This window comes from Streptomyces sp. NPDC020299, assembly GCF_044387825.1.
In the GTDB taxonomy this organism is placed as follows: Bacteria; Actinomycetota; Actinomycetes; order Streptomycetales; family Streptomycetaceae; genus Streptomyces.
In genome coordinates, this window is record NZ_JBIRWL010000012.1 from 76,962 (window position 1) to 100,663 (window position 23,702).

The 23,702-nt window shown below is 72.7% G+C and carries 22 protein-coding genes, 2 tRNA genes and 1 pseudogene; 18 read left to right on the forward strand and 7 right to left on the reverse strand.

The features are described from left to right. The first annotated feature begins 6 nt into the window (after positions 1 to 6). From ACH45E_RS28485 to ACH45E_RS28495, 3 genes are all read left to right on the forward strand, one after another. On the forward strand, positions 7 to 522 hold the full coding sequence (locus ACH45E_RS28485) for a hypothetical protein (protein WP_361450582.1): 516 nt from the start codon (positions 7 to 9) through the stop codon (positions 520 to 522). 105 nt (positions 523 to 627) lie between these two features. Continuing rightward, a complete protein-coding gene (locus ACH45E_RS28490) occupies positions 628 to 2,160 on the forward strand; it encodes an MFS transporter (protein ID WP_361450579.1) in 1,533 nt (510 codons plus the stop codon). After that, positions 2,157 to 2,765: a TetR family transcriptional regulator gene (locus ACH45E_RS28495; protein ID WP_361450576.1), complete on the forward strand. Its 609-nt coding sequence runs from the start codon at positions 2,157 to 2,159 to the stop codon at positions 2,763 to 2,765. The genes ACH45E_RS28490 and ACH45E_RS28495 overlap by 4 nt, the downstream gene beginning before the upstream one ends. Positions 2,766 to 2,814: 49 nt before the next feature. Here ACH45E_RS28495 and ACH45E_RS28500 read toward each other — a convergent pair. From ACH45E_RS28500 to ACH45E_RS28510, 3 genes and pseudogenes are all read right to left on the reverse strand, one after another. Then, a pseudogene (locus tag ACH45E_RS28500) lies at positions 2,815 to 3,120 on the reverse strand (hypothetical protein); the annotation flags it as partial. 104 nt (positions 3,121 to 3,224) lie between these two features. Further along, positions 3,225 to 4,094 carry a fused MFS/spermidine synthase gene (locus tag ACH45E_RS28505; RefSeq protein WP_361450573.1) on the reverse strand — a complete coding sequence of 290 codons (870 nt, stop codon included), beginning with the start codon at positions 4,092 to 4,094 and terminating at the stop codon, positions 3,225 to 3,227. A gap of 189 nt (positions 4,095 to 4,283) precedes the next feature. Beyond that, positions 4,284 to 4,673, reverse strand: a complete 390-nt coding sequence (locus tag ACH45E_RS28510; protein WP_361450570.1) for a hypothetical protein — start codon at positions 4,671 to 4,673, stop codon at positions 4,284 to 4,286. 256 nt (positions 4,674 to 4,929) lie between these two features. On the opposite strand from ACH45E_RS28510, the gene ACH45E_RS28515 reads away from it, so the two are divergent. Further along, entirely contained in the window at positions 4,930 to 6,387 is a 1,458-nt protein-coding gene (locus tag ACH45E_RS28515) for a hypothetical protein (RefSeq protein WP_361450567.1), read from the forward strand. Positions 6,388 to 6,561: 174 nt separating this feature from the next. Here ACH45E_RS28515 and ACH45E_RS28520 read toward each other — a convergent pair whose 3' ends face one another. Continuing rightward, positions 6,562 to 7,167, reverse strand: a complete 606-nt coding sequence (locus ACH45E_RS28520) for a histidine phosphatase family protein (protein ID WP_361450564.1) — start codon at positions 7,165 to 7,167, stop codon at positions 6,562 to 6,564. 253 nt (positions 7,168 to 7,420) lie between these two features. On the opposite strand from ACH45E_RS28520, the gene ACH45E_RS28525 reads away from it, so the two are divergent. From ACH45E_RS28525 to ACH45E_RS28555, 7 genes are all read left to right on the forward strand, one after another. After that, positions 7,421 to 8,374: a phosphatase PAP2 family protein gene (locus tag ACH45E_RS28525; protein ID WP_361450561.1), complete on the forward strand. Its 954-nt coding sequence runs from the start codon at positions 7,421 to 7,423 to the stop codon at positions 8,372 to 8,374. Beyond that, entirely contained in the window at positions 8,271 to 9,464 is a 1,194-nt protein-coding gene (locus tag ACH45E_RS28530) for a hypothetical protein (protein WP_399041717.1), read from the forward strand. The genes ACH45E_RS28525 and ACH45E_RS28530 overlap by 104 nt, the downstream gene beginning before the upstream one ends. Then, the gene (locus ACH45E_RS28535) at positions 9,455 to 11,059 is read left to right on the forward strand and encodes a hypothetical protein (RefSeq protein WP_361450558.1); all 1,605 of its coding nucleotides are present in this window, start codon (positions 9,455 to 9,457) and stop codon (positions 11,057 to 11,059) included. The genes ACH45E_RS28530 and ACH45E_RS28535 overlap by 10 nt, the downstream gene beginning before the upstream one ends. Then, positions 11,056 to 12,396 carry an AAA domain-containing protein gene (locus ACH45E_RS28540; RefSeq protein ID WP_361450555.1) on the forward strand — a complete coding sequence of 447 codons (1,341 nt, stop codon included), beginning with the start codon at positions 11,056 to 11,058 and terminating at the stop codon, positions 12,394 to 12,396. The genes ACH45E_RS28535 and ACH45E_RS28540 overlap by 4 nt, the downstream gene beginning before the upstream one ends. A 187-nt stretch (positions 12,397 to 12,583) precedes the next feature. Further along, the gene (locus ACH45E_RS28545; protein ID WP_361450552.1) at positions 12,584 to 12,961 is read left to right on the forward strand and encodes a hypothetical protein; all 378 of its coding nucleotides are present in this window, start codon (positions 12,584 to 12,586) and stop codon (positions 12,959 to 12,961) included. 130 nt (positions 12,962 to 13,091) lie between these two features. Beyond that, positions 13,092 to 13,634 (forward strand): hypothetical protein, encoded by a 543-nt coding sequence (locus ACH45E_RS28550; RefSeq protein ID WP_361450549.1) that lies wholly within the window; start codon positions 13,092 to 13,094, stop codon positions 13,632 to 13,634. Next, a tRNA-Lys gene (locus ACH45E_RS28555) sits at positions 13,625 to 13,698 on the forward strand. Before ACH45E_RS28550 ends, ACH45E_RS28555 begins: the two co-directional genes overlap by 10 nt. Positions 13,699 to 13,836: 138 nt before the next feature. On the opposite strand, the gene ACH45E_RS28560 is transcribed toward ACH45E_RS28555, so the two are convergent. Continuing rightward, positions 13,837 to 15,177: a M6 family metalloprotease domain-containing protein gene (locus tag ACH45E_RS28560; protein WP_361450546.1), complete on the reverse strand. Its 1,341-nt coding sequence runs from the start codon at positions 15,175 to 15,177 to the stop codon at positions 13,837 to 13,839. 315 nt (positions 15,178 to 15,492) lie between these two features. Here ACH45E_RS28560 and ACH45E_RS28565 point away from each other — a divergent pair, with 315 nt between their 5' ends. After that, positions 15,493 to 17,325 carry an EAL domain-containing protein gene (locus tag ACH45E_RS28565; protein ID WP_361450543.1) on the forward strand — a complete coding sequence of 611 codons (1,833 nt, stop codon included), beginning with the start codon at positions 15,493 to 15,495 and terminating at the stop codon, positions 17,323 to 17,325. On the opposite strand, the gene ACH45E_RS28570 is transcribed toward ACH45E_RS28565, so the two are convergent. Together ACH45E_RS28570 and ACH45E_RS28575 are read right to left on the reverse strand one after the other, a co-directional pair. Beyond that, complete coding sequence (locus ACH45E_RS28570) at positions 17,304 to 18,392, reverse strand: LLM class flavin-dependent oxidoreductase (RefSeq protein ID WP_361450540.1); 1,089 nt, start codon at positions 18,390 to 18,392, stop codon at positions 17,304 to 17,306. The genes ACH45E_RS28565 and ACH45E_RS28570 overlap by 22 nt on opposite strands. Before the next feature lie 99 nt (positions 18,393 to 18,491). Next, on the reverse strand, positions 18,492 to 19,223 hold the full coding sequence (locus ACH45E_RS28575) for a decarboxylase (protein WP_361450537.1): 732 nt from the start codon (positions 19,221 to 19,223) through the stop codon (positions 18,492 to 18,494). A 121-nt stretch (positions 19,224 to 19,344) separates the two neighbouring features. On the opposite strand from ACH45E_RS28575, the gene ehuB reads away from it, so the two are divergent. The 6 genes from ehuB (at position 19,345) to ACH45E_RS28605 (ending at position 23,547) form a co-directional block, all read left to right on the forward strand. After that, positions 19,345 to 20,262, forward strand: a complete 918-nt coding sequence (gene ehuB, locus ACH45E_RS28580; RefSeq protein WP_361450534.1) for an ectoine/hydroxyectoine ABC transporter substrate-binding protein EhuB — start codon at positions 19,345 to 19,347, stop codon at positions 20,260 to 20,262. Beyond that, positions 20,259 to 20,987, forward strand: a complete 729-nt coding sequence (ehuC, locus tag ACH45E_RS28585; RefSeq protein ID WP_361450531.1) for an ectoine/hydroxyectoine ABC transporter permease subunit EhuC — start codon at positions 20,259 to 20,261, stop codon at positions 20,985 to 20,987. The genes ehuB and ehuC overlap by 4 nt, the downstream gene beginning before the upstream one ends. Next, positions 20,984 to 21,634 carry an ectoine/hydroxyectoine ABC transporter permease subunit EhuD gene (ehuD, locus tag ACH45E_RS28590; protein WP_361450528.1) on the forward strand — a complete coding sequence of 217 codons (651 nt, stop codon included), beginning with the start codon at positions 20,984 to 20,986 and terminating at the stop codon, positions 21,632 to 21,634. Before ehuC ends, ehuD begins: the two co-directional genes overlap by 4 nt. Before the next feature lie 10 nt (positions 21,635 to 21,644). Further along, positions 21,645 to 22,421 (forward strand): ectoine/hydroxyectoine ABC transporter ATP-binding protein EhuA, encoded by a 777-nt coding sequence (gene ehuA, locus ACH45E_RS28595; RefSeq protein WP_361450525.1) that lies wholly within the window; start codon positions 21,645 to 21,647, stop codon positions 22,419 to 22,421. A 206-nt stretch (positions 22,422 to 22,627) separates the two neighbouring features. Continuing rightward, positions 22,628 to 23,386 (forward strand): IclR family transcriptional regulator C-terminal domain-containing protein, encoded by a 759-nt coding sequence (locus ACH45E_RS28600; RefSeq protein ID WP_361450522.1) that lies wholly within the window; start codon positions 22,628 to 22,630, stop codon positions 23,384 to 23,386. Positions 23,387 to 23,473: 87 nt separating this feature from the next. Further along, positions 23,474 to 23,547, forward strand: a tRNA-Lys gene (locus ACH45E_RS28605). Positions 23,548 to 23,702: the final 155 nt, after the last annotated feature.

Below are 23,702 nucleotides of genomic sequence, written 5' to 3' on the forward strand. Positions count from 1 at the left end.
CCCGCGATGCGCAGAGGACTCGTACATGTACTGGCGTGGCTGCTCGCCACGGGCGCGGCGGTCACGCTGTCATGGTGGGGCGTGCACTCGGTGATGGCGGGCACGGCGTACGACCCGCCGCGCGCCCTGCCGATCACGGCGGCGGACACGACCTCGCCGCGTCCCGAGCCGTCGGCGTCCTCGACGTCCCGGCCTGCGTCCCCGTCCAGGACGGCACCGAGGACACCGTCGGCGTCGCCCGGCACCCCGACGCCCTCGCGGACCACACCCGCGTCGACCAGGCCGTTCCCGTCACAGGCCGCCTCCGGCCAGGTCAAGGGTTATGACACCGACGGCGGTCGGGTGGTCTTCGACCTCGGGGAGGCGGACGCGACGCTCGTCTCGGCGACGCCGGGGACGGGCTGGTCGATGCAGGTGTGGAAGACGGAGTCGTGGATCCGGGTGGAGTTCGCTTCGGGCGCGGACCGGGTGACGGTGTTCTGTACGTGGCACGACGGTCCACCGCATGTGGAGGTCTACTGAGCGAGGCCCAGCGAGCGGCCTGAAGTGAGAGACAACTAGATATTGACAGTCGACTTCCATTTGACGGTAACCTCTCATTAGGTTGCTCCGATCGGGAGGTCTCACATGTCCGCATCCCCCCGCCGCTGGCTCGCCCTGGCCGCGCTCACCCTGAGCGTGCTGCTCGTCGGCCTCGACGGCACCGTCATCAACGTCGCACTGCCGACCATCGCGACCGAACTGCACGCCGACAGCGCCCAGTTGCAGTGGATCGGCGGCGGCTACCTGCTGGCCCTGTCGGTGGCGATGCTCCCGGTCGGGCTGCTCGGCGACCGGTTCGGGCACAAGCGGCTGTTGCTCTCGGGCATCTCGCTCTTCGGTCTCGCCTCGCTCGGCGGCGCGCTGGCCCACTCGCCGTCGGCGGTCGTCGCGGCCCGCGCCGTCCTGGGTCTCGGAGCCGCCGCGATCATGCCGCTGTCCATGGCGATCCTGCCCCGCGTCTTCGCCAAGGAGGAACTGCCCAAGGCCATCGCGGTGTGGACCGCGGCCACCGCGCTCGGCATGCCGGTCGGACCCGTGGTCGGCGGCTGGCTGCTCGACCACTTCTGGTGGGGCTCGGTGTTCCTGTTCAACGCGCCGGTCGCCGCGCTCGCCGTCCTCGCGGGCGTGTGGCTGCTGCCCCGCGACACCGCCACCCGCACCTCCGCGCCGTTCGACACCCTCGGCACCGTCCTGGGCGGACTCGGCGTCACCGCGCTGGTCTACGGCACCATCCTGATCCCCCGCGACGGCTGGACCGCGCCCTCGGTCCTCGTCCCGCTCGTCGCCGCGGCCGTCCTGCTGGCCGGGTTCGTGCTGCGCGAGCGCCGGTACGCGCACCCCATCGTCGTACTGCGGCTGTTCACCGACCGCCGGTTCCTGTGGGGCACGCTGATCGCCGTCTTCGTCAACTTCGCGGTGATGGGCATCCTGTTCGTCGTCCCGCAGTACCTCCAGTCGGTGCTCGGCAACGACGCCTTCGGGACCGGGCTGCGCGTCCTGCCCCTGATCGGCGGCCTGATGGCGGCGGCCGCCGCGAGCGAACCCCTCGTCCCCCGGCTGGGCGCGCGCGCGGTCGTACCCGCCGGCCTGCTGGTCCTCGCCGCCGGTGTGCTGCTCGGCGCTACCACCGGCGCCTCGGACGGCTACGGCTTCACCGCGCTGTGGCTGGGCCTGACCGGCCTCGGCTTCGGGCTCGCCGTGGTCCCGGCCACCAGCCTGGTGATGGCCGCGCTGCCCGAGGACAACACCGGGTCCGGTACCAGCCTCCTGGAGACCGTCCAGCAGCTCGGCTCGGTCCTCGGCGTCGCCGGTCTCGGCAGTCTGCTCAGCTACGGCTACCTCGCCCGGCTGCACACCGGCGCCCTGCCCGGGCCGGCGGCCGACGCGGCCCGCGACTCCGTCTCCGGCGCCGACGCGGTGGCCGCACAGTTGCACGACGCTAGCCTCGCGGCACACGCGCACGAGGCGTTCGTCCACGGGATGGGCCTGGTCCTGACGGCCTGCGGCGCGGTCGCCCTGCTCGGCGCCGTCCTGGCCGCCGTCTTCCTGCCCGGCACCGCCCCCTGCTCCCGTACGGTGGCCCGGGCCGCCGCACAGCCCGCAGAATCGGTCGCATGACGACGCACGAGACCCCCGCCGCCCGCCTCGGCCTGCGCGAGCGCAAGAAGCAGCAGACCCGCCAGCGCATCCGCCGGGAGGCCTACCGCCTCTTCGCCGGGAACGGGTACGAGGCCACCACGGTCGACCAGATCGCGGAGGCGGCGGAGGTCTCGCCCAGCACCTTCTTCCGGTACTTCCCCACCAAGGAGGACGTCGTCCTCCAGGACGAGTACGACCCCGCCCTCGCCGCCGCCCTGCGCGCCCGCCCCGCCGACGAACCCATCGTCGACGCGGTGCTGGCCTCCCTGAAGGGCCCCGTCGGGCAGATGATCCAGCAGGACCGCGACGACCTCCTGCTGCGCACCCGGATCTCCTTCACCGACCCGGCCATCCGCGCCCGCACCGTCGCGGAACAGGAGCGCAGCGAGCGGGCCATCGCCGAGGTGATCGCCGAGCGCGCCGGCCGCGACGCGGCCGACCTGGAGGTCAGGTGCGCGGCGGCGGCGATCATCGCGGTCTTCACCACGCTGGTACGGCACTGGGTGGAGGGCGACGGCCGGGAGGACCTGGCGGCGCTGTACGAACGGCATCTGCCGTTGCTCTCCCGGGGCTTGGACTTCTAGGACAGACCTTCCAGGACTCCGACGGCGTGTTCGCGGGGCGCCCGGCGTGGTCGTCGAGGAGGCGCAGCAGCACAGCGGCCTCCGCGTGGAGCCGCGCGACCCGGTCGGTGTGGGCGGGCGCGGTCAACTGCGCCGCGGCTTCCAGCCGTTCGGTGGCCTCGGCGCGCACGATGTCCACCACACTCCGCTCGCTCAGCTCACGCCGCGCCACCTCGGTGGCACCGGCACCGACCGGTGACTGTTCGAGGGCCAGGCCACGCGGTTCGGCTTCGTCCACGGGGACCGCCTCCGCGTTGTCCAGTGCGGCGAGCGTCGCGCGCAGGGCGCTGACCGCGGCCTTGTCGCGGGCGCGCATCGCCTCCGGGAGGGCTTGACGCATACGAACACGTAGGGACATGCCGGGACCCTATGGCCGTGCTCCAGCCCCCACAACGGAATATCACCGGAACCAGCGGAATATCAGTGGAACACCGAGGGCGGCGGGGCCGGTGAGGCCACCGCCGCCTCGTCCGTGACCGCGACGGCCCCGCCGGTGAAGGCGAGGAGCGCGTGGCCGTGCTCGACCCGGGCGGGGTGCGGGTCGGAGGCGGCGCGGCGGGTGAGTTCGGCGACCGGGAGGGGGTGGTCGGCGGCGACCAGGACCGCGTTGCCGAACCGTTTGCCGCGCAGCACGGCCGGGTCGGCGACCAGGGCGAGCTCGGGGAAGCGGGCGGCGGCGGTGGCGATCTGGCCGCGCAGATGGGCGAGCGGGGGGCCGTCGGCGAGGTTGGCGGCGAAGACCCCGTCCGGCGCGAGGGCCCTGCGGACCTCGTCGAGGAACTCGGTGGAGGTGAGGTGGGCGGGGGTGCGGGCGCCGCTGAAGACGTCGGCGACGACCAGGTCGGCCCAGCCGTCCGGCACCTTGGCCAGGCCCTCGCGGGCGTCCGCCGAGCGCACCCGGATCCGGGCCCCGGAGTCCAACGGCAGCTCCCGCCGGACCAGTTCGACGAGTCTGGCGTCCCGCTCGACGACCTGCTGGGTGGAGCGGGGGCGGGTGGCGGCCACATAGCGGGCCAGGGTGAACGCGCCGCCGCCGAGGTGCACGGCGCGCACCGGTCTGCCGGGCGGTGCGACGAGGTCGATGACGTGCCCCAGCCGCCGCTGGTACTCGAAGGAGAGGTACGCCGGGTCGTCGAGGTCGACGTGCGACTGCGGCGCCCCGTCGATCAGCAGGGTCCAGGCCCTTCGGCGGTCCCGGTCGGGTATCAGCTGGGCGAGACCGCCGTCGACGTCCTCGACGACCGTCTCGGCATCGGCCTGTCTGCGCCGGGGGTTCCTGGACTTGCCCATGGGGCCATTTTCGCAGGGCCCCGGCGGGGTGCCGGTCACGTGCCCTGGCGTGGAGCAGCCGAGCATGACCTGCAGCCCCCGGCCGAGCCCGACGGGGCGCGTCCCGCCGCGTGGCACCCGCCGGCCATCGCCTGGGCGTTCCGCTTGCTTGATCGGCGACACCAGGTGGCGGGACTCCAGTGGTACCGGTCAGCGGCAGCTGTCCGCCGCCTCGAGCAGCCGAGCCGCCTCCCCCAGGGCCCGTCTGAGGACCGCGGGATCCGTCGCCAGGTCGGCCTCCCCCGGCGGCACCAGCCAGCCCGAACCGCCGACCGGCGGCTGCGGGACCAGGTCCAGCCCGCGCCCCTCGGTCTCCGTACAGGTGCTCCCCGGGACGTCCCACGCGGCGGCGGTGCCCGGCGGGACCAGGAAGCCGAGCGTGTCGCACCCGCCGTCGTGCAGGACGGGCCCCACCGCGTCCCCGGTCGCACCGCGCCGCAGGATGTCGACCGCCTCCAGACCCTGCCGGGTCGGCACGGTCACCACCTCACACGCCGTCGGTGACGGCGCACAAGGATCGTTGCTCCGGCTGGTCTCCATCCCGGCCTCCACCACGCAGCCTCTTGCAGTCCGCAGGGTCCAACGCGGCACGGCGTCAACGGCTACGGCACAAGTGCGCCGCAAAGGATGGCACTTCATGGCAGATCATGCACGAGATATCCGATTTGTAGCCAAACACAGCGTGGCGAGTCCGGCACAGCCGGTACGTTCTTGCCCGCCGGAACCGGGGCCGCCGCCACTGACGACCCGCGACGGATCCGGCATGGTTCGACGGTTCGCACGAGAGGACCCGGCCATGGCGTCGTCAACCGTGACCTCGTCACAGCCCGAACGGCCACCACGGCCGAACCTCGCCTTCCGGCAGCTGCGCGGCCGGCGCTCACCGGCCGAGTTCGCCGCGCTGGTGCGGCGGGCCGCCCGCGAGATCGGCGAGCGGGTGAGCTGTGACGCGCGCTACATCGGCCGGGTCGAGGCAGGCGAGATCCGCTGCCCGAACTACGCGTACGAACGGGTGTTCCTGCACATGTTCCCCGGCCGCACGCTCGCCGACCTGGGCTTCGCGCCCCGCTCGTCCGTCCGCGGACGCGGGGCCCGCCCGGCGGGGGAAGCGTCCCCCTTGCTCGCCACACACCCGGCGTTCGCCGCGGGTGAGGCGCAGGGGGCGTTCGAGCCGTATGACACGCAGGACCCGTACGACACGCACGAGAACCACGAGATCCACGAGGAGAGCGACGTGCTGCGTCGCGCATTCATGACGGGCGGAGGCGCCACCGTGGCCGCCGCCACGCTGGGCCCCCTGGGGGTCACCATCGACACCGCGGCGGCGGACCGGCCGGTCCGCCGCGCCGGGTCCTCCGAGGCGGCCGCCCTGGAGGAGGCCGTGCGCCGCATCCGGCTGCTCGACGACCGGCACGGCGCGGACGGCCTCTACCGGCGCGCGGCCGCTCCGCTGCGCGCCGCCTACGAGTTGCTGGACGCGGGTGCCACCCGGCAGACGACCGCCGACCGGCTGCACTCGGGCGCCGGTGAACTCGCCATCTCCGTGGGCTGGCTGGCCCACGACTCCGGCCGCTTCGACGACGCCCGCTCGCACTACGCGGAGGCGCTCGCGACCGCCCGGATGACCGGGGACGCCGCCCTGGAGGCGCACGCGTTCTGCAACACGGCCTTCCTCGCGCGCGATGCGGGCCGGCCCCGGGAGGCGGTACGGGCGGCGCAGGCCGCGCAGCGGGTGGGCCGGTCGCTGGGGTCCGCGCGCCTGATGTCGCTGCTCGCGCTGCGCGAGGCGGGCGGCTGGGCCGGGCTCGCCGACCGCACCGGCTGCGAACAGGCGCTCGTACGGGCACAGGCCCTGTACGGCCGGGGCCGTTCGGACGCCGACCCGGAGTGGATGAGCTTCTACGGCGAGGCCGAGCTGGAAGGGCTGGAGGCGCAGTGCTGGTCGACGCTGGGCGACTGGACGCGCGCGGCCCGGCACGCGCGTCGGGCCGCGCAGCTCCAGGACCCCCACTTCACCCGGAACATCGCGCTCTACACGGCCGAACTCGCGGACGACCTCGCGCGCGGGGGGCGGCCCGACGAGGCGGCTGCGGCCGGGATGCAGGTGCTGGACCTGCTGGACCAGGTGCAGTCGTCACGGATCCAGACGATACTGGCGGGCACCGCGCGCGTGCTGCTGCCGCACCGGGGGGCCTTGGGGGTGGCGGAGTTCCTGGAACGGCACGCCTCGATGCCGCGGACGGCACGTACGTAGTGCCTGTCCGGCGGATCAGGTCGCGGCAGACGGGCGGTGCCTCATCGATACCGGTGAGCGGGGCGAATGGGGGTGCCCCCGCGCCAGGGATGCCGAGCGTGGGGGGAGGCGTGCCACAAACCCCGCGTCCACGGCATGATCCGCCGGTCAGGCCCTGGTCCCGGGGACGGGACTTCAGCCGGCGAGGTGGCCCAGGTCGTTCCAGCTCTCGATCGCCGGTTCGCCGTACGCCCAGCCGAGGACGGACAGCGAGGTCGGGTTGAGGCGGATCCGGGCGGCGAAGTCCAGGGGCAGGCCCAGCCACCTCGCGCCGATGGCCCGCAGGATGTGCCCGTGGGCGAACACGAGAACGTCACGGCCGTCGCGGTCGGCGGACCGCGCCCAGGACACCACCTCGTCCGCACGGGCCGTCACCTCGGCGAGGCTCTCCCCCTCCGGAACCCCGTCCCGCCAGATCAGCCAGCCGGGGCGAACGGCCTGGATCTCCTCGGGGGTCATGCCCTCGTACGCGCCGTAGTCCCACTCCAGCAGCGCGTCCCAGGTGGCCGCCCGGTCACCGAACCCGGCGAGTTCGCACGTGTCACGCGCGCGTGACAGGGGGCTGGTGCGGACCTCGACCCCGGGGAGGCCGTCGAGGGGCGCGCGGTGGAGCCGCTCGCCGAGCAGTTTGGCGCCGCGCCGGCCCTCCTCGAGGAGACCCACGTCGGTCCTGCCGGTGTGCTTGCCGGACAGCGACCAGGCCGTCTGTCCGTGCCGGGCCAGCAGGATGCGCGGTGCCATGGGGGACCTTTCCGGGAGACATGGGGGAGACATCAGGGAGGCATCGGGGAGAAACCCGAGGCGTAGCCCCTCCATCATCGCGCACCCTGTCCTTGGGCAACCCGGCGGGCGATCTCAGCGTCTATCCGATCTGAAGCGCCGCCCAGGGCCGCTTGGGAATGAACAGGTGCGCCGAACGGGCGAACAACGGACGCCGTAAAGTGGCACGCCCGGCCCAAGGGGAGCCGCGGACCAGAAGGGGGAGGGCGATCGGATGCCGCAGACCGAGACACCGGGCACCGAGGTGTCCCCGCGGACCCGGCTGCGGTGGTGGACAGAACTTCCGCTGATCCTGCTGGTGTACGGCTGCTACTCGGCGGGCCGGCTGCTCGCCCGGGGCGATGTGTCCGGCGCCGTGGACCACGGCCTGGCCATCCTGCGCATCGAGAAGGCCCTGCACCTCAACGCCGAGCACCCGCTCAACCGCCTGTTCACGCGCGAGGCGTGGCTCGGCGTCCCCGCCGACTTCTGGTACGCGTCGCTGCACTACCTGGTCACCCCCGCGATCCTGATCTGGCTCTTCCGGTCCCGCAGCCACCTCTACCGGGCGGCCCGCACCTGGTTGATGACGTCCACCTTCATAGGCCTGATCGGCTTCGTGCTGCTGCCCACCTGCCCGCCCCGCCTCCTCTCCGCGGGCCACGGCTTCGTGGACACGATGGCCGAGTACAGCTCGTACGGCTGGTGGGGCGCCGAGGCCAGCGCCCCGCGGGGCATGGGCGGCATGACGAACCAGTACGCCGCCATGCCGAGCCTGCACGTGGGCTGGGCGCTGTGGTGCGGAGTGATGCTGTGGCGGTACGGCGGCACGCGCACCGCCAAGGCCGCCGGCGTCGCCTATCCGCTGCTGACCGCGATCGTGGTGATGGGCACCGCCAACCACTACTTCCTGGACGCGGTCGCGGGCGTGGCCGTGATGGGGGTCGGCCTGCTGCTCGCGCCGTACGTGATGCGCGGCGTGGACCGGCTGCGGGCACGGCTGCTGCCGGGCGACTCGGTCGTCGCAGCGGGCTCCGAGGGCACAGGCGCCCCGATTGTCAGTGGCGGATGCCAGACTTCCGTGGGTGAGCGAATTCCACGGCAGCGCGACGCGCGGCTCGGATCCGGAACCGAGCCGGACGCCGCCCCCACCGACGCGGGGGACGGCGCTCCGGCACCGGCTCGCTGAGCTGCGCGGCCCCGACGTACCGGCCAAGGCACTGGACGCGCGCGCACTCGCGGCGCTCGCCGCCAACCCGGGGTGCAGACGGCGGGCGATCCTGGACGGGGCGGGCGTCGACAAGGCGGGCCTGGCGAGCGCGCTGGGCGCGCCGTCCGCCTTCGGGCAGTCGCAGTTCGCCCTGACCCGGGGCAACGCGTTCGAGGCACGGGTGAAGGCCGACGGCGGCGCGGAGTTGCTGCGCCTGGTGCACGCGCGGCTGGACCCGGGCGCCGAGCCGCCGCGGGAGGCCCACGTCCCCGACCTGTCCGCGCCCGGCCCGGCGGGGCGGACGGCGCGTACGGCGCTGGCGTTGCGCGAGGCCGTGGAGGCGGGCGGCTGGACGCTGCTCGACCATCCGATGCTGGCGCTGGACGTGGCGGGCTCCCCGGCGTTCCTGGAGCCGGACGCGGTGGTGGTGCACCCGGACGGCAGCTGGACGGTCGTGGAGATCAAGTCCTTCCCGATGCTGGACGGTTCGGCCGACCCGGCGAAGGTGGGCGCGGCCGCGCGGCAGGCTGCGGTGTACGTGCTGGCCCTGGAGGACGTCGCCGGACGCCTCCAGGACAGCGCTCCCGCCCCGCGCGTGCGGCACCGCATCCTGCTGGTCTGCCCCCGGGACTTCTCCAACCTGGCCACCGCGTCGGCCGTGGACATCCGCAAGCAGCGCGCGGTCACCGCCCGCCAGTTGGCCCGGCTCACCCGTATCGAGGAGATCGCCGCCGGCCTTCCCGAGGGAACCTGCTTCGCGCCGGGTCTGCCGGCCGAGGAGCTGACGGCCGCGGTGGAGGCGGTCCCGGCGACGTACGCGCCCGAGTGCCTGGCCGCGTGCGAGCTGGCCTTCCACTGCCGCGAGCGCTCCCGATCGGCGGGCGCGGTGACGACACTGGGCCGTCCGGTCCGCGCCGAACTGGGCGGTCTGTCGACCGTGGACGACGTCCTGGCGGCGGCCCGCGGTGAGCTCGGCGACCCCGGGGATCCGGCGGTGGCGGCGCTGCGCAGGGCGGCGGCCCTGCGCGCGGAGGCGCTGTCCGGCCGGGAGGTGGCCGCGTGTCCCTGATCGCCACCCTCGCCCGTCTGGAGGCGGTCAGCACCGGCCGCGCCCAGCCCACCGCCACCGTCCGGCACCGGCATCTGTCCGACCGGCCGCTGGTGTTCGTGCCGCTCACCACCGCCGGTGAGGCCGGTGCCCCGCTCGGGGCTCTGGTCGGCACCGACCGGGACGCGCCGCGGCTGCTCGTCGTACCGCAGCCCCGCGACCGCGATCTGCGCTTCGCGTTCCTCGCCGAACTGGCGGACATCGTCCTGCCGTACGTCGACTCGTTCGCGGACGGAGTCGAGCCCGCCGAGCGCACCGAGACCGACCCGGAGACCGGCAAACGGGTCAAGGTCGAGGTCGAGCTGTGCGCGGACGCCCCGCAGCTGATCGTGCCGAGCCGCGCGGGCGTGGAGTTCGTACGGCTGCTCGGGCGGTCCATGCGCTTTCGCCGCACGGCGGAGCAGGACCCGGAGGCGCCCTACCCGGCGCCGCCCCGGGTGCCGTTGCTCGGGCGGTGGCTGACGCACTTCGGGGAGCGGGCCCGGGTGCCGGGTTCCTCGCTGCTCCAGGCCCTGACGGACCTGCTGTCGCGGCACTGGGCGACCGGGCAGTCCAGCCTGGAGGACCAGCACCTGGGCGCGCTGCTCGCCTGGATCGATCCTCCGGAGGGCACCACGGGCGCCGAGGAGGCGTCGCGGGCCGAGCTGGGGCGGGGCGCCGACGGCCAGTTGCTGTGCCCGCCCGCGGGTCCGGCCACCGACCCGGCGTTCGACAACAAGCTGCTCGCGCCGGCCCTGGAGCGTTACGACCGGGCGCGCACCGCCCTGGCGGCCGCCGAGGACGGCCTGGAGGCGGACGACCGGCTCGGCGTGCTCACCGCGGCCGAGCAGGAGATCCGCGACCTGGTGGCGGGCGTCACCCTGCCCACCTGGCATGCGGTGTGGCGCGGGATCGACCTGCTGCGGGGGCTGCCGGAGGGGGCGCATGTCGAGGAGCGGTGGACGCGCGACCGCTGGTCGTTCACCGGCCACCGCGACCGCGTGCTCGCCGGGGAACCCCCGCAGCCCCGCCGCGACGACGCGGTGACGGCCGCCAACAAGCTGGCCACGCGCGAGCGCGAACAGGCCCGTCTGGAAGCTCAGGAGGCGCTCGACGACCCGCTGGTGATGGCCGGGCGCAGGCTGGCCGGGGAGGCGTTCGCGGGCGAGGTCACGGATGTCGTCATGGCGTACAGCGAGGGCAAGCGGCCCAGCCCGCGTCCGCTGGTGACCGTGAGCACGGACGACCGGCCGCACTTCGGGGAGCGGGCGAAGGTGTACCGCTCGCTGGGCGGGAAACCGCAGGCGGCCGAGGTCGTCGGGTTCGCAGGCTCCGAGGGCGAGGGGCTCGTCGTCCTGCGGATCGTCGACAAGATGGGCCGGGGCAAGGAGCCCGAGGCCGGGTCGCTCCCGGAGAAGGGCGACCGGCTCTGCTTCACCCTGTTCGAACACGAGCAGCGCGGCGGGGCGAAGCTGCCCGACCCGGAGGAGACACCGTGGACGCACGGCGGACCGCCGGGTGAGGCGGAGGCCGTGCCGGAGCCCGCCGACGCCGTCACCGAGGAGGATGTGCTGTGACCACCGAGGCCGTGTTCGACCCCGGGGCCGCGGCCACGCGGGCCACCGACGCGATCCTCCGCGACACCCTGCACGGCACCCATCGGGGCGTGGTCGTGGACTCCCCACCGGGCGCCGGCAAGTCCACCCTCGTCGTGCGCGCGGCGCTGGAACTCGCCGACGCCGGGCGCCCGCTGATGGTGGTCGCGCAGACCAACGCCCAGGTCGACGACCTGGTGGCCCGGCTCGCCGAGAAGAACCCCGAGCTGCCCGTCGGCCGTCTGCACAGCAGCGACTCCGACCCGTACGACAAGGCGCTGGACGACCTGCCGAACGTACGGAAGTCGGCGAAGGCGGGTGATCTGACCGGCATCCCGGTCGTCCTCTCCACCGCCGCGAAGTGGGCGCACGTGAAGGTGGACGAGCCGTGGCGGCACGCGATCGTGGACGAGGCGTACCAGATGCGCTCGGACGCGCTGCTCGCCGTGGCCGGGCTGTTCGAGCGGGCGCTGTTCGTGGGCGACCCCGGCCAGCTGGACCCGTTCGCGATCGTGGGCAGCGAGCAGTGGGCGGGCCTGTCGTACGACCCGTCCGCCTCGGCCGTGACCACCCTGCTCGCCCACAACCCCGAGCTGCCGCAGCACCGGCTGCCGGTGTCCTGGCGTCTCCCGGCTTCAGCCGCCCCCCTGGTGTCGGACGCCTTCTACCCCTACACCCCGTTCCGCAGCGGCACGGACCACGGCGACCGCCGCCTGGCCTTCGCCGTCCCGTCCGACGGCTCCGGCCCCGACCGGGTGATCGACGAGGCCGCGGCCTCCGGCTGGGGGCTGCTGGAACTGCCCGCGCGGCACACGCCCAGGACGGACCCGGAAGCGGTACGAGCCGTGGCCACGGTGGTACGACGGCTGCTGGACCGGGGCGGCGCGGCGATCTCGGAGCGCTCACCGGAGCCGGCCCCCCTCACCGCCGGCCGGATCGCCGTCGGCACGGCCCACCGGGACCAGGCGGCGGCGGTCCGGGCCGCGCTGGCCGAGCTGGGCGTGGCCGATGTGACGGTGGACACGGCGAACCGGCTGCAGGGCCGGGAGTTCGACGTCACGGTCGTCCTGCACCCGCTCTCGGGCCGCCCCGACGCCACCGCGTTCCACCTGGAAACGGGCCGCCTGTGCGTCCTCGCCTCCCGACACCGGCAGGCCTGCGTCGTGGTGTGCCGGGCGGGGGTGGGCGACCTGCTGGACGACTACCCGTCGACCGAGCCGGTGCAGCTGGGGACGCTGGTGAAGTTCCCTGACGGGTGGGAGGCGAACCACGCGGTACTGGCACATCTCGCCGAACACCGGGTGACTTGGCGGCGATGACCAGTAAGGCACCTCCCACCCGACGACCGCCTCTCGCAAACCCCCCTCCCGCCGGACGGAGTCCGGCACGCCGCCGGAGGCGGCAGAAGAACACGGCCGGTGTCCCCTTGCGCGGGGGCGGGACAATGGAAGGCGGCCCACCCAGAAGGCGGCGCCCCTACCGAACCCGTACGAGGAGGAGAAAGACATGGCGGAGCCCACGCCGCGTCGGCACGAACCGCGGCTACGCCCCGCGCCGCTGCTCTTCGAGCCCGCCGAGGCGGCCGCCGATCCCGAGCACTTCTTCGACCTGGAGTCGATCGAGGACCCGCGGGAGCTGCTGTCGCGGGCGACGGAGCTGACGCAGGCCTTCCGTGCCGCGACCGACCGGGCGATGGAGTTCCAGGCCGTCGCGGCGGCCCAGCTGGCCGATCCGCGGCGGTTCGACCGGCTGACGCCGGCGGACATCGCCGAGCGGGCGGAGTGGACCGAGGACTACGCCAAGCGGATGGTGGAGTTCGGGCGGGACCTGATGCGGGGGGCTGCCGCCGAGGCCGAGGGGCGGGGGTCCGCGGATCCGGTGTGAGACCGGCCGCGGCCAAGTCGACACGGCATATGCCAGACGGGCGGGCAAGATACCCCCTCCCCGTTCCCCTTGTCCCCGTTTCCGGCAACCCAGCGCTGTCCGCTGCTCACGGCCGGTAGATGTGGTCGGTATGAGCAGTGCACGCAGCGACCTCGCGGGAGTCACCGCGGACGGTGTCGAATGGCTGGCCTCGGCGGGGCGGCATCCGCGGAGTGGGGCGAGGCCGTTGGTGCTGCCCTGCGGGACCGCCTTCGACGTGGTGAACGTGCCGGCGGTGTTCGGGCGCCGGATGCTGGACCGGCTGTGGGACGAGGGGCCGGGGTCGGGGCCCGTCGCGGTGTTCCGGGGCCGGATGCTGCTGTTCGCCGCGCCGCGCACGGCACAGCGGCTGCCGTCCCTGCTGGACTGGGAGGAGTGGAGCTGGGCGATTCCCCCGCTGCTCTGCCACGGGAAGGGGGACGCCGTGACCGTCCCGGCGCTCACGGGCGGTGACCGTTCCGCCTCCGACGGTGCCCGCTGGCTCGTCGCCCCCGCCACCCGGAAACCATGGCTGCCCGGCCCGGAGGTCGTGCTGTGGGCGGCCGTCCGAGCGGCCCGCGCCGCGGTGCGGATATCGATTTTTCCTCCCGCCGATCAGGGTGCTAAGGTCTACGACGTCAGCAGGCGCCGCTAGCTCAGTTGGTTAGAGCAGCTGACTCTTAATCAGCGGGTCCGGGGTTCGAGTCCCTGGCGGCGCACGATGTCGATGGCGAGGCATGATCGCAGAAAGCGCGATCCTGCCTCGCCATCGTCGTTCTTGCGCGGCTTCGCCGCGCGTTGTGGGGGCTCCGCCACCCACACCCCCGCGAAGCCGGCCCGCGACCGCCCCCCAGCACTCAGCCCGCAGCCCCCGACTCCGATCCCGACCCCGGCGTGATCTTCACCGTCCACGCCCCCGACGGCGTCCGGTCCTCCACCTCCACCCGCACGCCCTCCCCCGGCACCGTGAAGCTCTCGCCGAGGGCGACCGGCGCGTCGGCGAGGGGCGGGTACACCGAGTTCTCCCAGCAGGCCTCGGTACGAGGGTGGGCGTCGACCACCTGGATCGGCCCGTCCCCGGACTCCGCCCCGCCGCGCACCCGGTACACCAGGACGCCCGAGCGGCAGGCCGAGTGGTCGTTCCCGGCCGGGCCGCGCGCCTCGAAGGCGAGGACGGATTCGGGGCCGGTGCGGACGAGGGCCAGTTTCACGCCGTCGCCGAGCCCGAAGGCGGGGGCGCCCGCGGCGCCCGCGACCGCCGTCCCCGGCCCCGCGGCCAGGGGCTCCAGCGTCAGCCGGGTGGAACCGCCGCCCCGCACGCACACGACCTGGCGCGGGCCCAGCCAGCCCAGCTTCCACTTGTGCCAGCCGAAGAGATCCGGCGCCAGTCCGAACTGGCTGCCCATCAGGTCCCAGTCCCCGACGTAGGTGTCCCAGTCGCCCTTGCCGTCCGTCGGACGGTGGTACAGGTCCGGCAGGTCGAAGACGTGCCCGGTCTCGTGCGCGAGCACCAGACGGTCCGGCGGATGCCTCTCGAAGACCGTGACCACCCGCCGGACGTCCGCGCCGTCGACGTGCGTCGGGGTGTCCAGGTTGACCACTTTCGTCGCGTCGGAGTCCACGCCGGGCGCGTCCGGGTCGGCGACGAAGTACACGACGCCGTACCGCGAGAAGTCCACCTCGGGGTCGGCCGTGGCGAACGCGTCCCGCAGATAGGCGGCCCGCCGGTCCGGGTCCCAGTCCCGTTTCATGGCGTACGACGTCGACGGCTGCGGCATGCGCAGCCAGCGCCGCAGCGGATGCGGGCGCAGCGTGAACCGGCCGTAGGAGGCGTGCTGGAAGAAGCTGTTGGTGGCCGGGAAATGGTCGGCGGTCAGCTCGGCGGGTGTGGTGCGGGGGGTGGAGTCCGGGAAGGACAGGAACACCAGGACGGCGTCGAGCGGGCGGGACGGGCGGGTGTAGTCGGCGTTCCAGGTGTCCAGGCCCTCCGAGTGGTGCGCGTCGGTCCGCTTGAGGGCACAGGGCGCCGTGGTGAACGGCTCGGCGACCGAGGGGACGGTCAGGATCGAGGTCGCGGCGAGTGCCGACATGGTGGTGAACACGGCGGCGGTGCTGCGCAGTCGGGGCCGGGTGCCGGCTCGTCGAAGCCTCGCAAGGGCTCCACGGGAAAGCCGCTCGGGGGGCAGCTGACGCGGCACGGGGACCTCCGGATGCGGTTTCGCGGGACACCGCATCCAGCCTGTGTGACTTTGTCGTGATACGCCCTGTTTGCCTGCACCAGAAGGGTGAGGGGCATCGGGATCCCCCGAATGGCCGACACCCCGAAACGCTCACGGAACGTCACAACCGGTCGGAGGCCCGTAGAACCCGTCCAGGGACGGGCAGAAACGATCTGTCACAACCGCCGGGTCATCGTGGAGACTGGACAGTGACTGGAAGGCCCTCGGGCCAGCCTCTATGATCGGCACACTTTCCTGCGCGGACCGAGATCGAGTGCACTGCGGGAGCGAGCGGTGAGCGGAACGTCCGAAGGGCCGACGCCCGCGGCTGACCTCGACCGGTCCGCCGTAACAGAGAGTGACAATACGACACCTGCCCGTGCGGGGCGTGCCTACCGCTCCGTCTTCGAGGCCGCCCCGCTCGCGATGGCGGTGGTCGACCGGGAGGGCCTGGTCGCCGACGCCAACGCCGCCCTGGGCACCCTGCTCGGCACCGATCCCGCCGCGCTGACCGGGCAGGTCGCCGCCGATCTGGTGGACCTGACCTCCGAGGCCCGCATCTGGCACGCCTATCGCGAGGTGCTGCGCGGGCGGCAGACCAAGCTGCGCTGCACCCGCCGGCTGAAGCACCCCGACGGCCACGCGGTGTGGGTGCAGGTCACCGTCGCCCCCCTCCCGGACGCCGAGCCGGGCATCCTGCTGTCCGTCGCCGACATCGGCGCGCACCGTGAACTCCAGGCTCGGCTACGGCACTTGCAGATGCACGACCCGGTGACCCGGCTGCCCAACCGCACGCTGTTCTTCGAGCGGCTGTCGGCCGCGCTGGAGGCGGAGTCGTACGAGCAGAGCGGCACCGGCCGGATCGGGCTGTGCTACCTGGATCTGGACGGATTCAAGGCGGTCAACGACACCCTCGGCCACCGTGTGGGCGACCGCCTGCTGGCCGCCGTGGCCGAGCGTCTGACCCGGGTCGCCGACGAGGCCGGGTACGCCCGGTCGGGCACGCCGCTGGTGGCCAGGCTCGGCGGCGACGAATTCGCGCTGCTGGTGGAGGACTCCACGGGGACGGAGCAGCTCGCCGAGCTGGCCGAGGCGGCGCTCGAGGCCCTCCAGGAGCCCTTCGATCTCGCGGGCCGGCGGCTGTCGTTGTCCGCGTCGATCGGCGTCGTGGAACGCCATGCGGCCGGCACCACCGCCACCGGCCTGATGCAGGCCGCCGACACGACGCTGTACTGGGCGAAGGCCGACGGCAAGGCCCGCTGGACGCTGTTCGACCCGGAGCGCAACGCGCACCGCATGACCCGCCAGGCCCTGTCCTCCACGCTCCGCCATGCCATCGACCGCGGCGAATTCGTGCTGGAGTACCAGCCGTTGGTGGCCATGGAGGACGGCCGTCTGCGGGGAGTCGAGGCGCTGGTCCGCTGGAACCACCCGCAGTTCGGCATCTTGACGCCGAATCGGTTCATCGGACTGGCCGAGGAGGACGGCTCGATCGTCCCGCTGGGCCGCTGGGCCCTGGCGACCGCCTGCCGTCAGGCCCGCCGCTGGCACCTGGACCACCCCGGGGAGCCGCCGATCTTCGTGAGCGTCAACGTGGCCGTGCGTCAGGTGTGGGACTCCGACCTGGTGGCCGACGTGGCGGAGACCCTCGCGGAGACCGGCCTCGCCCCGCGCCTGCTCCAACTGGAGCTGACCGAGTCGGCGGTGATGGGCTCCGCGGGCCGCCCGCTGCAGGTCCTGAAGTCCCTCAGTGACATGGGCGTGGGCATCGCCATCGACGACTTCGGCACCGGCTACTCGAACCTGGCCTACCTCAGCCGCCTGCCGGTGTCCGTCCTCAAACTGGACGGCTCCTTCGTGCGCGGCTTCCAGTACGAGGAGGCCAAGGACGCCACCGCCGCCCCGCCGAACCCGGCCGACGAGGTCATCGTCGAGGCGATGATCCAACTGGCCCACCGCCTGGGCCTCACGGTGACCGCCGAATGCGTGGAAACCTCCGCCCAGGCCACCCGCCTACGCCGAATCGGCTGCGACACCGGCCAGGGCTGGCTCTACTCCCGCCCGGTACCACCGGACCGCATCTCCGAGCTGCTGGGCGCCCAGACCTACGCGGTGGGCAACCCGTAAGCGTCCGCGATGAGTTCGTACGAGCGCAGGCGCAGTTCGCCGCGGTGGGCGTGTGTGGTGAGCATCAGCTCGTCGGCTCCGGTGCGCTTGTGGAGTTCGTCGAGGCCGGTTCGGACCTCGTCGGCCGTTCCGTGGACGATGTTGCCGGTCCAGGAGGCGACGAAATCCTCCTCCATCGGGCTGAATTCGTGGGCCTCGGCCTCTTCGGGGGTGGGGAAGAGGCCGGGCCGCCCGGTGCGCAGGCGGATCATGTTCAGGGCGGTGGCGCGTACTTGCCGGCCGGCCTCCTTCTCGTCGTCGGTGGCGAGTGCGGAGACACCGATCAGGGCGTACGGCCGGTCGAGCACCGCGGACGGCCGGAAGGACTCCCGGTAGAGGTCGAGGGCCGGGATCGTGTTCTGCGCCGAGAAGTGGTGAGCGAAGGCGAAGGGCAGGCCGAGCAGGCCGGCGAGGCGGGCGCTGAAGCCGGAGGAGCCGAGGAGCCAGACCGGCGGGCGGTGCGGTGACTGGACGCCGCCCGGGGAGGTCGCCTGGACCGGTCCGGGTATGGCGTGGATTCGCCGGTACGGATGCCCGTCGGGGAAGTCGTCGTCGAGGAACCGGGTCAGCTCGGCGAGCTGCTGCGGGAAGTCGTCGGCGCCCTCGTTCAGCGTGTCCGTGCGCCGCAGCGCGGCCGCGGTGGCACCGTCGGTCCCGGGGGCCCGCCCAAGACCGAGGTCGACCCGCCCGGGCGCCATGGCCTCCAGCGTCCCGAACTGTTCGGCGATGACCAGCGGCGCGTGGTTCGGCAGCATCACCCCGCCCGATCCGAGCCGGATCCGCTCGGTGTGCGCGGCGAGGTGGGCCAGGATCACGGCCGGCGAGGAGGAGGCCACCCCCGGCATCGAGTGGTGCTCGGCCACCCAGTACCGGTGGAATCCCCGTGACTCCGCGAACCGCGACAGCGCCACGCTGGTCCGCAGCGCGTCGGTGGCGGTACTCCCCGCGCCGACGGTCACCAGATCCAGCACGGAGAGGGGGACGGGGGCGCTCCCCTGCGCGGTTCCACGGATCTCGTCTGCCGACACGGTGGGTGCCTCCTGTTGCTCGGCGATGGCCTGTGGAGAGGCTTAACAGGAGGGTGGCTCCGCTTATTCCCGGGCGGCCCGGACGCCGAGTCCAGCTCCTCAGACCTGCACGATCGGCTCCCGCGTGAACAGCGCCCCCAGCGTCGGCGCGTTCACCCGGCGGTCGGCCAGCCGCAGCCCCTCCCACACCGTGACCTGGTTCGCCGTGAGGACGGGCTTGCCCAGGGTCTCCTCAAGGAGGGGGACGTGCGCCGCCGTGTGCAGCGCGATGTCCGGCAGGACCACCGCCTCCGCGCCGGGCGCGTCCGCCGCCTGGGCCAGCGCCAGCGTCTGAGCCTCGCCCCACTCCGCGATCTCCTCCGGCGTCCCGGCCCCGGCCGCCCGCACCCCGGCCACCTCCACGCCCCCGGCGCGCAGGAAGTCCGCGAAGAGATCAGCCGAATCCTGCGCATAGGGCGCCCCGACAGCCACCCGCCGCACCCCGAGCTCCCGCACCGCGTGCACGAAGGCGAAGGAGGTCGAGGAGGCCGGCATGCCCGCCGCCACGGCCAGGGCACGCACCTGCTCCTGGGCGCCCTCCCAGCCGTATCCGAAGCCGCCACTGGGGGCCGCCCACACCACTGTCTCCGCACCGGCCAGCCGCAGCCCCTCCACGCTCGCCGCGAGCCGCTCGGGTGAGCCCATCTCCCGCAGCGCGTCGACCCGGTGGATGTCCTCGGCGACCTCGATGCGGACCAGGTCCACCCGGATGTCACTGCCGAGGAGCTGCTCGATGCGCGCGTAGTCGTCCTCGGCGAAGTGACCCGGGTAGAGGATTCCGAGTGCGGTCATGTCCTGCCCTCCTGCGGTTCTTCCGGACGGCGGTACGTGTACCCCGTACGCGCCGGGTACCGCCGCGGGCGCGTGAAAACCGTGGCGCATAAGTAGCTTGCGTTCGGGTAGCCGCGCCGCCATGGCTCCACCACTCGGGTACGACCATCACACAACCGGATACGAACACAGACACACCCGCCGCTCGGTGCTCGCCGGCATCGCGGCGGCCGGTGCGCTGGGCGCCGCGGGCTGCTCGCGCGTGGCCACCGCGTCCACCACGAACGGCGGCGAGCTGCTCGACCGGCTCCGGGCCCAGGGCGTCGTACGCCTCGGGATCGCCGGCGAGATCCCCTTCGGCTACATCGACAAGGACGGCCGGCTGACCGGCGAGGCGCCGGAACTGGCGCGTGTCGTCTTCAAACGGCTCGGCATCGACCGGGTGCAGCCGGTGCCGACGGAGTTCGGCTCGCTCATCCCCGGCCTCAACTCCCAGCAGTTCGACGTCGTGGCCGCCGGGATGTACGTCACCCCGGACCGCTGCAAGCAGGTCATCTTCGCCGACCCGGACTACCAGATGCTGGATTCGTTCGTCGTCCGCAAGGGGAACCCGAAGGGGTTGCACACCTTCAAGGACGCCGTGGCGAAGAAGGCCAAGTGCGCCACCGGCACCGGGTACGCGCAGATCCAGCACGCGGTCGAGGCCGGGTACAAGGAGAGCGACATCCTGATCGTCCCGGACCAGGTGGCCGGCCTGAACGCCGTCGAGGCCGGGCGCGTCGACTTCTTCGCCGGGACCGCCGTCACGGTACGGCAGGTGGTGGGGAAGTCGGCCAAGGCGGAGGCCGTCAAGCCCTTCGTCCCGATCGTGGAAGGCAAACCGCACGTCGACGGCGGCGCGTTCGCGTTCCGGTCTACGGAGACGAAGCTCCGGGACGCCTTCAACGCCGAACTGAAGAAGCTGAGGAAGAGCGGCGAGCTGCTGCGCATCCTGCGGCCGTTCGGCTTCACCAAGGCCGAGATGACCGATCTCACCGCGAAGGAGCTGTGCGGCGGATGACCACAGGGCTCTGGAAACTCGTACTCGAGGGAGTCTGGACCACGGTCCAGCTCCTGGTGTTCAGCGCGCTGCTGGCCGCCGCCGTCTCCTTCGCCGCGGGCCTCGCGCGCACCCACCGGCTGTGGATCGTCCGCTTCCTCGCCGGCCTCTACACCGAGGTGTTCCGTGGCACCTCGGCACTGGTGATGATCTTCTGGGTGTTCTTCGTGCTGCCGCTCGCCTTCGGCTGGCAGCTGGTGCCCATGTGGGCCGGCACGCTGGCGCTCGGCCTGACCTACGGGGCGTACGGCTCGGAGATCGTGCGCGGTGCGCTGAACGCGGTCGACCCGGCGCAGCTGGAGGGCGGCATCGCGCTCAGCTTCACGCCCTGGCAGCGGCTGCGGCTGATCCTGCTGCCGCAGGCGGTGCCGGAGACCATCCCGTCCTTCTGCAATCTGCTGGTCGAGCTGCTCAAGGGCACCGCGCTGGTCTCCGTCATGGGCATGGGCGACCTGACCTTCAGCGCCAACCTGGTGCGGCTGGCGCTCCAGCAGAGCGCGGAGATCTACACGTACGTCCTGCTGATCTACTTCCTGATCGCCTTCGTGATCACGCGGCTGATGCGGGTGCTGGAGAAGCGGTTGAGGGCCGGGATCGGCAAGGACCCGGGCACGGAGAACACCGCGCGTGAACGCAAGCGCGCGCAGGCGACCGGTGTGGGAGCCGCGAGCGGAGGTGCCGCATGAAGTGGGACTGGAGCGCTGTCAGCGGATTCATGCCGCAGTTCTGGGACGGCCTGGAGATCACCCTTCAGGCGCTGGCCCTCGGCTCGCTGCTCTCCTTCGCCCTGGGGCTGGTGTGGGCGCTGCTGATGCGGACGCCGAGCCGCTGGGTGCGCTGGCCGGTGGGGGTCGTCACCGAGTTCGTCCGCAACACACCGCTGCTGGTGCAGCTGTTCTTCCTCTTCTACGTGCTGCCCGAGTGGGGTCTGACCTTCTCGGCGATGGCCACCGGCGTGTTCGCGATCGGCCTGCACTACTCGACCTACACGATGCAGGTCTACCGGGCCGGTATCGAGGCGGTGCCCCCCGGCCAGTGGGAGGCGGCGACGGCGCTGAACCTGCCGTTGAGGCGGACGTGGACCGCGGTGATCCTGCCGCAGGCGATCCGCCGGGTGATCCCGGCCCTCGGCAACTACGTGATCTCGATGCTCAAGGACACGCCGATGCTGATGGTGATCACCGTGCTGGAGATGCTCGGTCAGGCGCGGCTCTACTCCCAGCAGCACTTCCAGTTCACCGAGCCCCTCACCGTGATCGGTGTGGCCTTCATCCTCATCTCCTACCTGGCCTCCCTTCTCCTGCGAACCCTGGAGCGACGCCTTGTCCGCTGACACCCCTCTGATGAAAGATCCCGGCACCAGTGCCGGCCCGTCCACCGGCGGCGGCGAGCTGATCCGCCTGGACGGGATCACCAAGCGATTCGGCACGAACACCGTGCTCGACCGGCTGAACTTCTCCGTCGACGCCGGCAAGCACGTCACCCTGATCGGCCCCTCGGGCTCCGGCAAGACCACGATCCTGCGGCTGCTGATGACCCTGACCAAGCCGGACGAGGGCACGATCACGGTCGACGGGCAGCAGCTGTTCCCGGCATCCGAGAAGCAGGTGCGGGAGGTCCGCAAGCAGATCGGGATGGTGTTCCAGCAGTTCAACCTGTTCCCGAACATGAGCGTGCTGCGCAACATCACCGAGGCTCCGGTGACCGTGCTCGGCCTGTCCAAGGACGAGGCGGAGGAGCGGGCCAAGGAGCTGCTGGAGATGGTGGGCCTGGCGGACAAGAGCGACGCCCGGCCGACGCAGCTGTCCGGCGGCCAGCAGCAGCGGGTGGCGATCGCCCGGGCGCTGGCGATGCGGCCGAAGGTGCTGCTGCTGGACGAGGTGACCTCCGCGCTCGACCCGGAGCTGGTCGCGGGCGTGCTCGACGTGCTCAGGGACATCGCCCGCACCACCGACATCACGATGCTCTGTGTGACCCACGAGATGGGTTTCGCCCGGGACATCTCCGACCAGGTACTGATGTTCGACGGCGGGCGGGTCATCGAATCGGGGCCGCCGGAGCAGATGTTCGCTGATCCTGAGAAGGATCGAACCCGGGAATTCCTCAGCGCGGTCCTCTGATTACAAAAAGTGAACGCGCCATCACGCGAGGTCCGGACGCCGGTTCGTGCCTTTGGCATATGCCAGTGAGCCTGCGCCGCAGTTGAGAGGCCGCGCGCGGGCCACTTTCTCGGCAACAACCTCTCCCTGTGCGGCTCTTGCCGGTTATCGTGATAGGGATCCGCCGTCCGGATCGCGGCCCACAGAGCGAGCGCAGGGGGACCACCGTGGCGCTGAAGCACGAGCCGACCGCCCCGTACCACTCCGCCCAGGACGCCCTGCGCGTCCTGGAGACCGTGGCACGCCGCACCACCGGGGTGACCGACACCGAACTGGCGCGTCACACCCGCCTCGGCCCCGAGCGCCTCACCACCCTGCTGCGCATGCTGCGCCGCGAGGGGTACGTCGAGCAGGTCGCCGACGGGGCGTACGTCACCGGGGCGGCCCTCGCCCGGCTCGCCTCGGCCCACGACCGCGAGGGCGCCCTGCGCGAGACGCTCCAGCACACCCTCGACCGGCTGCGCGACTCGGTCGGCGCGGCCGTCTACATGAGCCGGTACGTGGACGGCGAGGTCAAGGTCACCCAGTGCGCGGTCGGCCCGGCCATGCCCGCGGTCAACGAGTGGGTCGACTTCCGTTACTCCGCCCACGCCACCGCGATCGGCAAGAGCCTGCTGACCCAGCTCGACCACAACGCCCGGCGCGACCACCTCTCGCGTCACAAGATGGCCCGCCTCACCTCGCGCACCATCACCAGCGACAAGCTGCTGCTCTCCCGGCTGGAGTCCCAGCCGCCGACGGTGCCCGTGCTGGACCTCCAGGAGTACGCGGTCGGCACGGTCTGCGCGGCGGTCCCGATCACGGCGGGCGCCTCGGTGGGCTGCCTCGCCCTGTCCCTCCCGATCGAGCACGCCCACCGCCTGCGCCAGGCCGCGGACGCCCTCAACCGGAACGCGGCACCGGTGCTGCTGTCGCTGGCGATCTAGCGCCGCCGCACCTGGTCCCGAGCACCCCTCGGAACCAGGTAGTATTTTCCTCGTCGCCGACCGCGGAAAGCGGAAGGCGGGAGTCATGCGCCGCTAGCTCAGTTGGTTAGAGCAGCTGACTCTTAATCAGCGGGTCCGGGGTTCGAGTCCCTGGCGGCGCACGATGACGATGGCGAGGTGTGTTCGCGGAAAGCGCGAACCACCTCGCCATCTCTGTTGTTGCGCGGCTTCGCCGCGCGCAGTGGGGGCTCCGCCACCCACACCCCCGCGCCCACTCGGCCGGGGCTCACCGGCCGAGCAGCCCCTCCCGCCCCCG

Coding starts and splice junctions, on each gene's coding strand:
- ACH45E_RS28485 (WP_361450582.1), top strand. CDS start 7: ATGCGCAGAGGACTCGTACATGTACTGGCGTGGCTGCTCGCCACGGGC.
- ACH45E_RS28505 (WP_361450573.1), bottom strand. CDS start 4,094: ATGGGCAAGTCCAGGAACCCCCGGCGCAGACAGGCCGATGCCGAGACG.
- ACH45E_RS28550 (WP_361450549.1), top strand. CDS start 13,092: ATGAGCAGTGCACGCAGCGACCTCGCGGGAGTCACCGCGGACGGTGTC.
- ACH45E_RS28510 (WP_361450570.1), bottom strand. CDS start 4,673: ATGGAGACCAGCCGGAGCAACGATCCTTGTGCGCCGTCACCGACGGCG.
- ACH45E_RS28575 (WP_361450537.1), bottom strand. CDS start 19,223: ATGACCGCACTCGGAATCCTCTACCCGGGTCACTTCGCCGAGGACGAC.
- ehuD (WP_361450528.1), top strand. CDS start 20,984: ATGAAGTGGGACTGGAGCGCTGTCAGCGGATTCATGCCGCAGTTCTGG.
- ACH45E_RS28545 (WP_361450552.1), top strand. CDS start 12,584: ATGGCGGAGCCCACGCCGCGTCGGCACGAACCGCGGCTACGCCCCGCG.
- ACH45E_RS28525 (WP_361450561.1), top strand. CDS start 7,421: ATGCCGCAGACCGAGACACCGGGCACCGAGGTGTCCCCGCGGACCCGG.
- ACH45E_RS28490 (WP_361450579.1), top strand. CDS start 628: ATGTCCGCATCCCCCCGCCGCTGGCTCGCCCTGGCCGCGCTCACCCTG.
- ehuB (WP_361450534.1), top strand. CDS start 19,345: ATGGCTCCACCACTCGGGTACGACCATCACACAACCGGATACGAACAC.
- ehuC (WP_361450531.1), top strand. CDS start 20,259: ATGACCACAGGGCTCTGGAAACTCGTACTCGAGGGAGTCTGGACCACG.
- ACH45E_RS28495 (WP_361450576.1), top strand. CDS start 2,157: ATGACGACGCACGAGACCCCCGCCGCCCGCCTCGGCCTGCGCGAGCGC.
- ehuA (WP_361450525.1), top strand. CDS start 21,645: ATGAAAGATCCCGGCACCAGTGCCGGCCCGTCCACCGGCGGCGGCGAG.
- ACH45E_RS28515 (WP_361450567.1), top strand. CDS start 4,930: ATGGCGTCGTCAACCGTGACCTCGTCACAGCCCGAACGGCCACCACGG.
- ACH45E_RS28520 (WP_361450564.1), bottom strand. CDS start 7,167: ATGGCACCGCGCATCCTGCTGGCCCGGCACGGACAGACGGCCTGGTCG.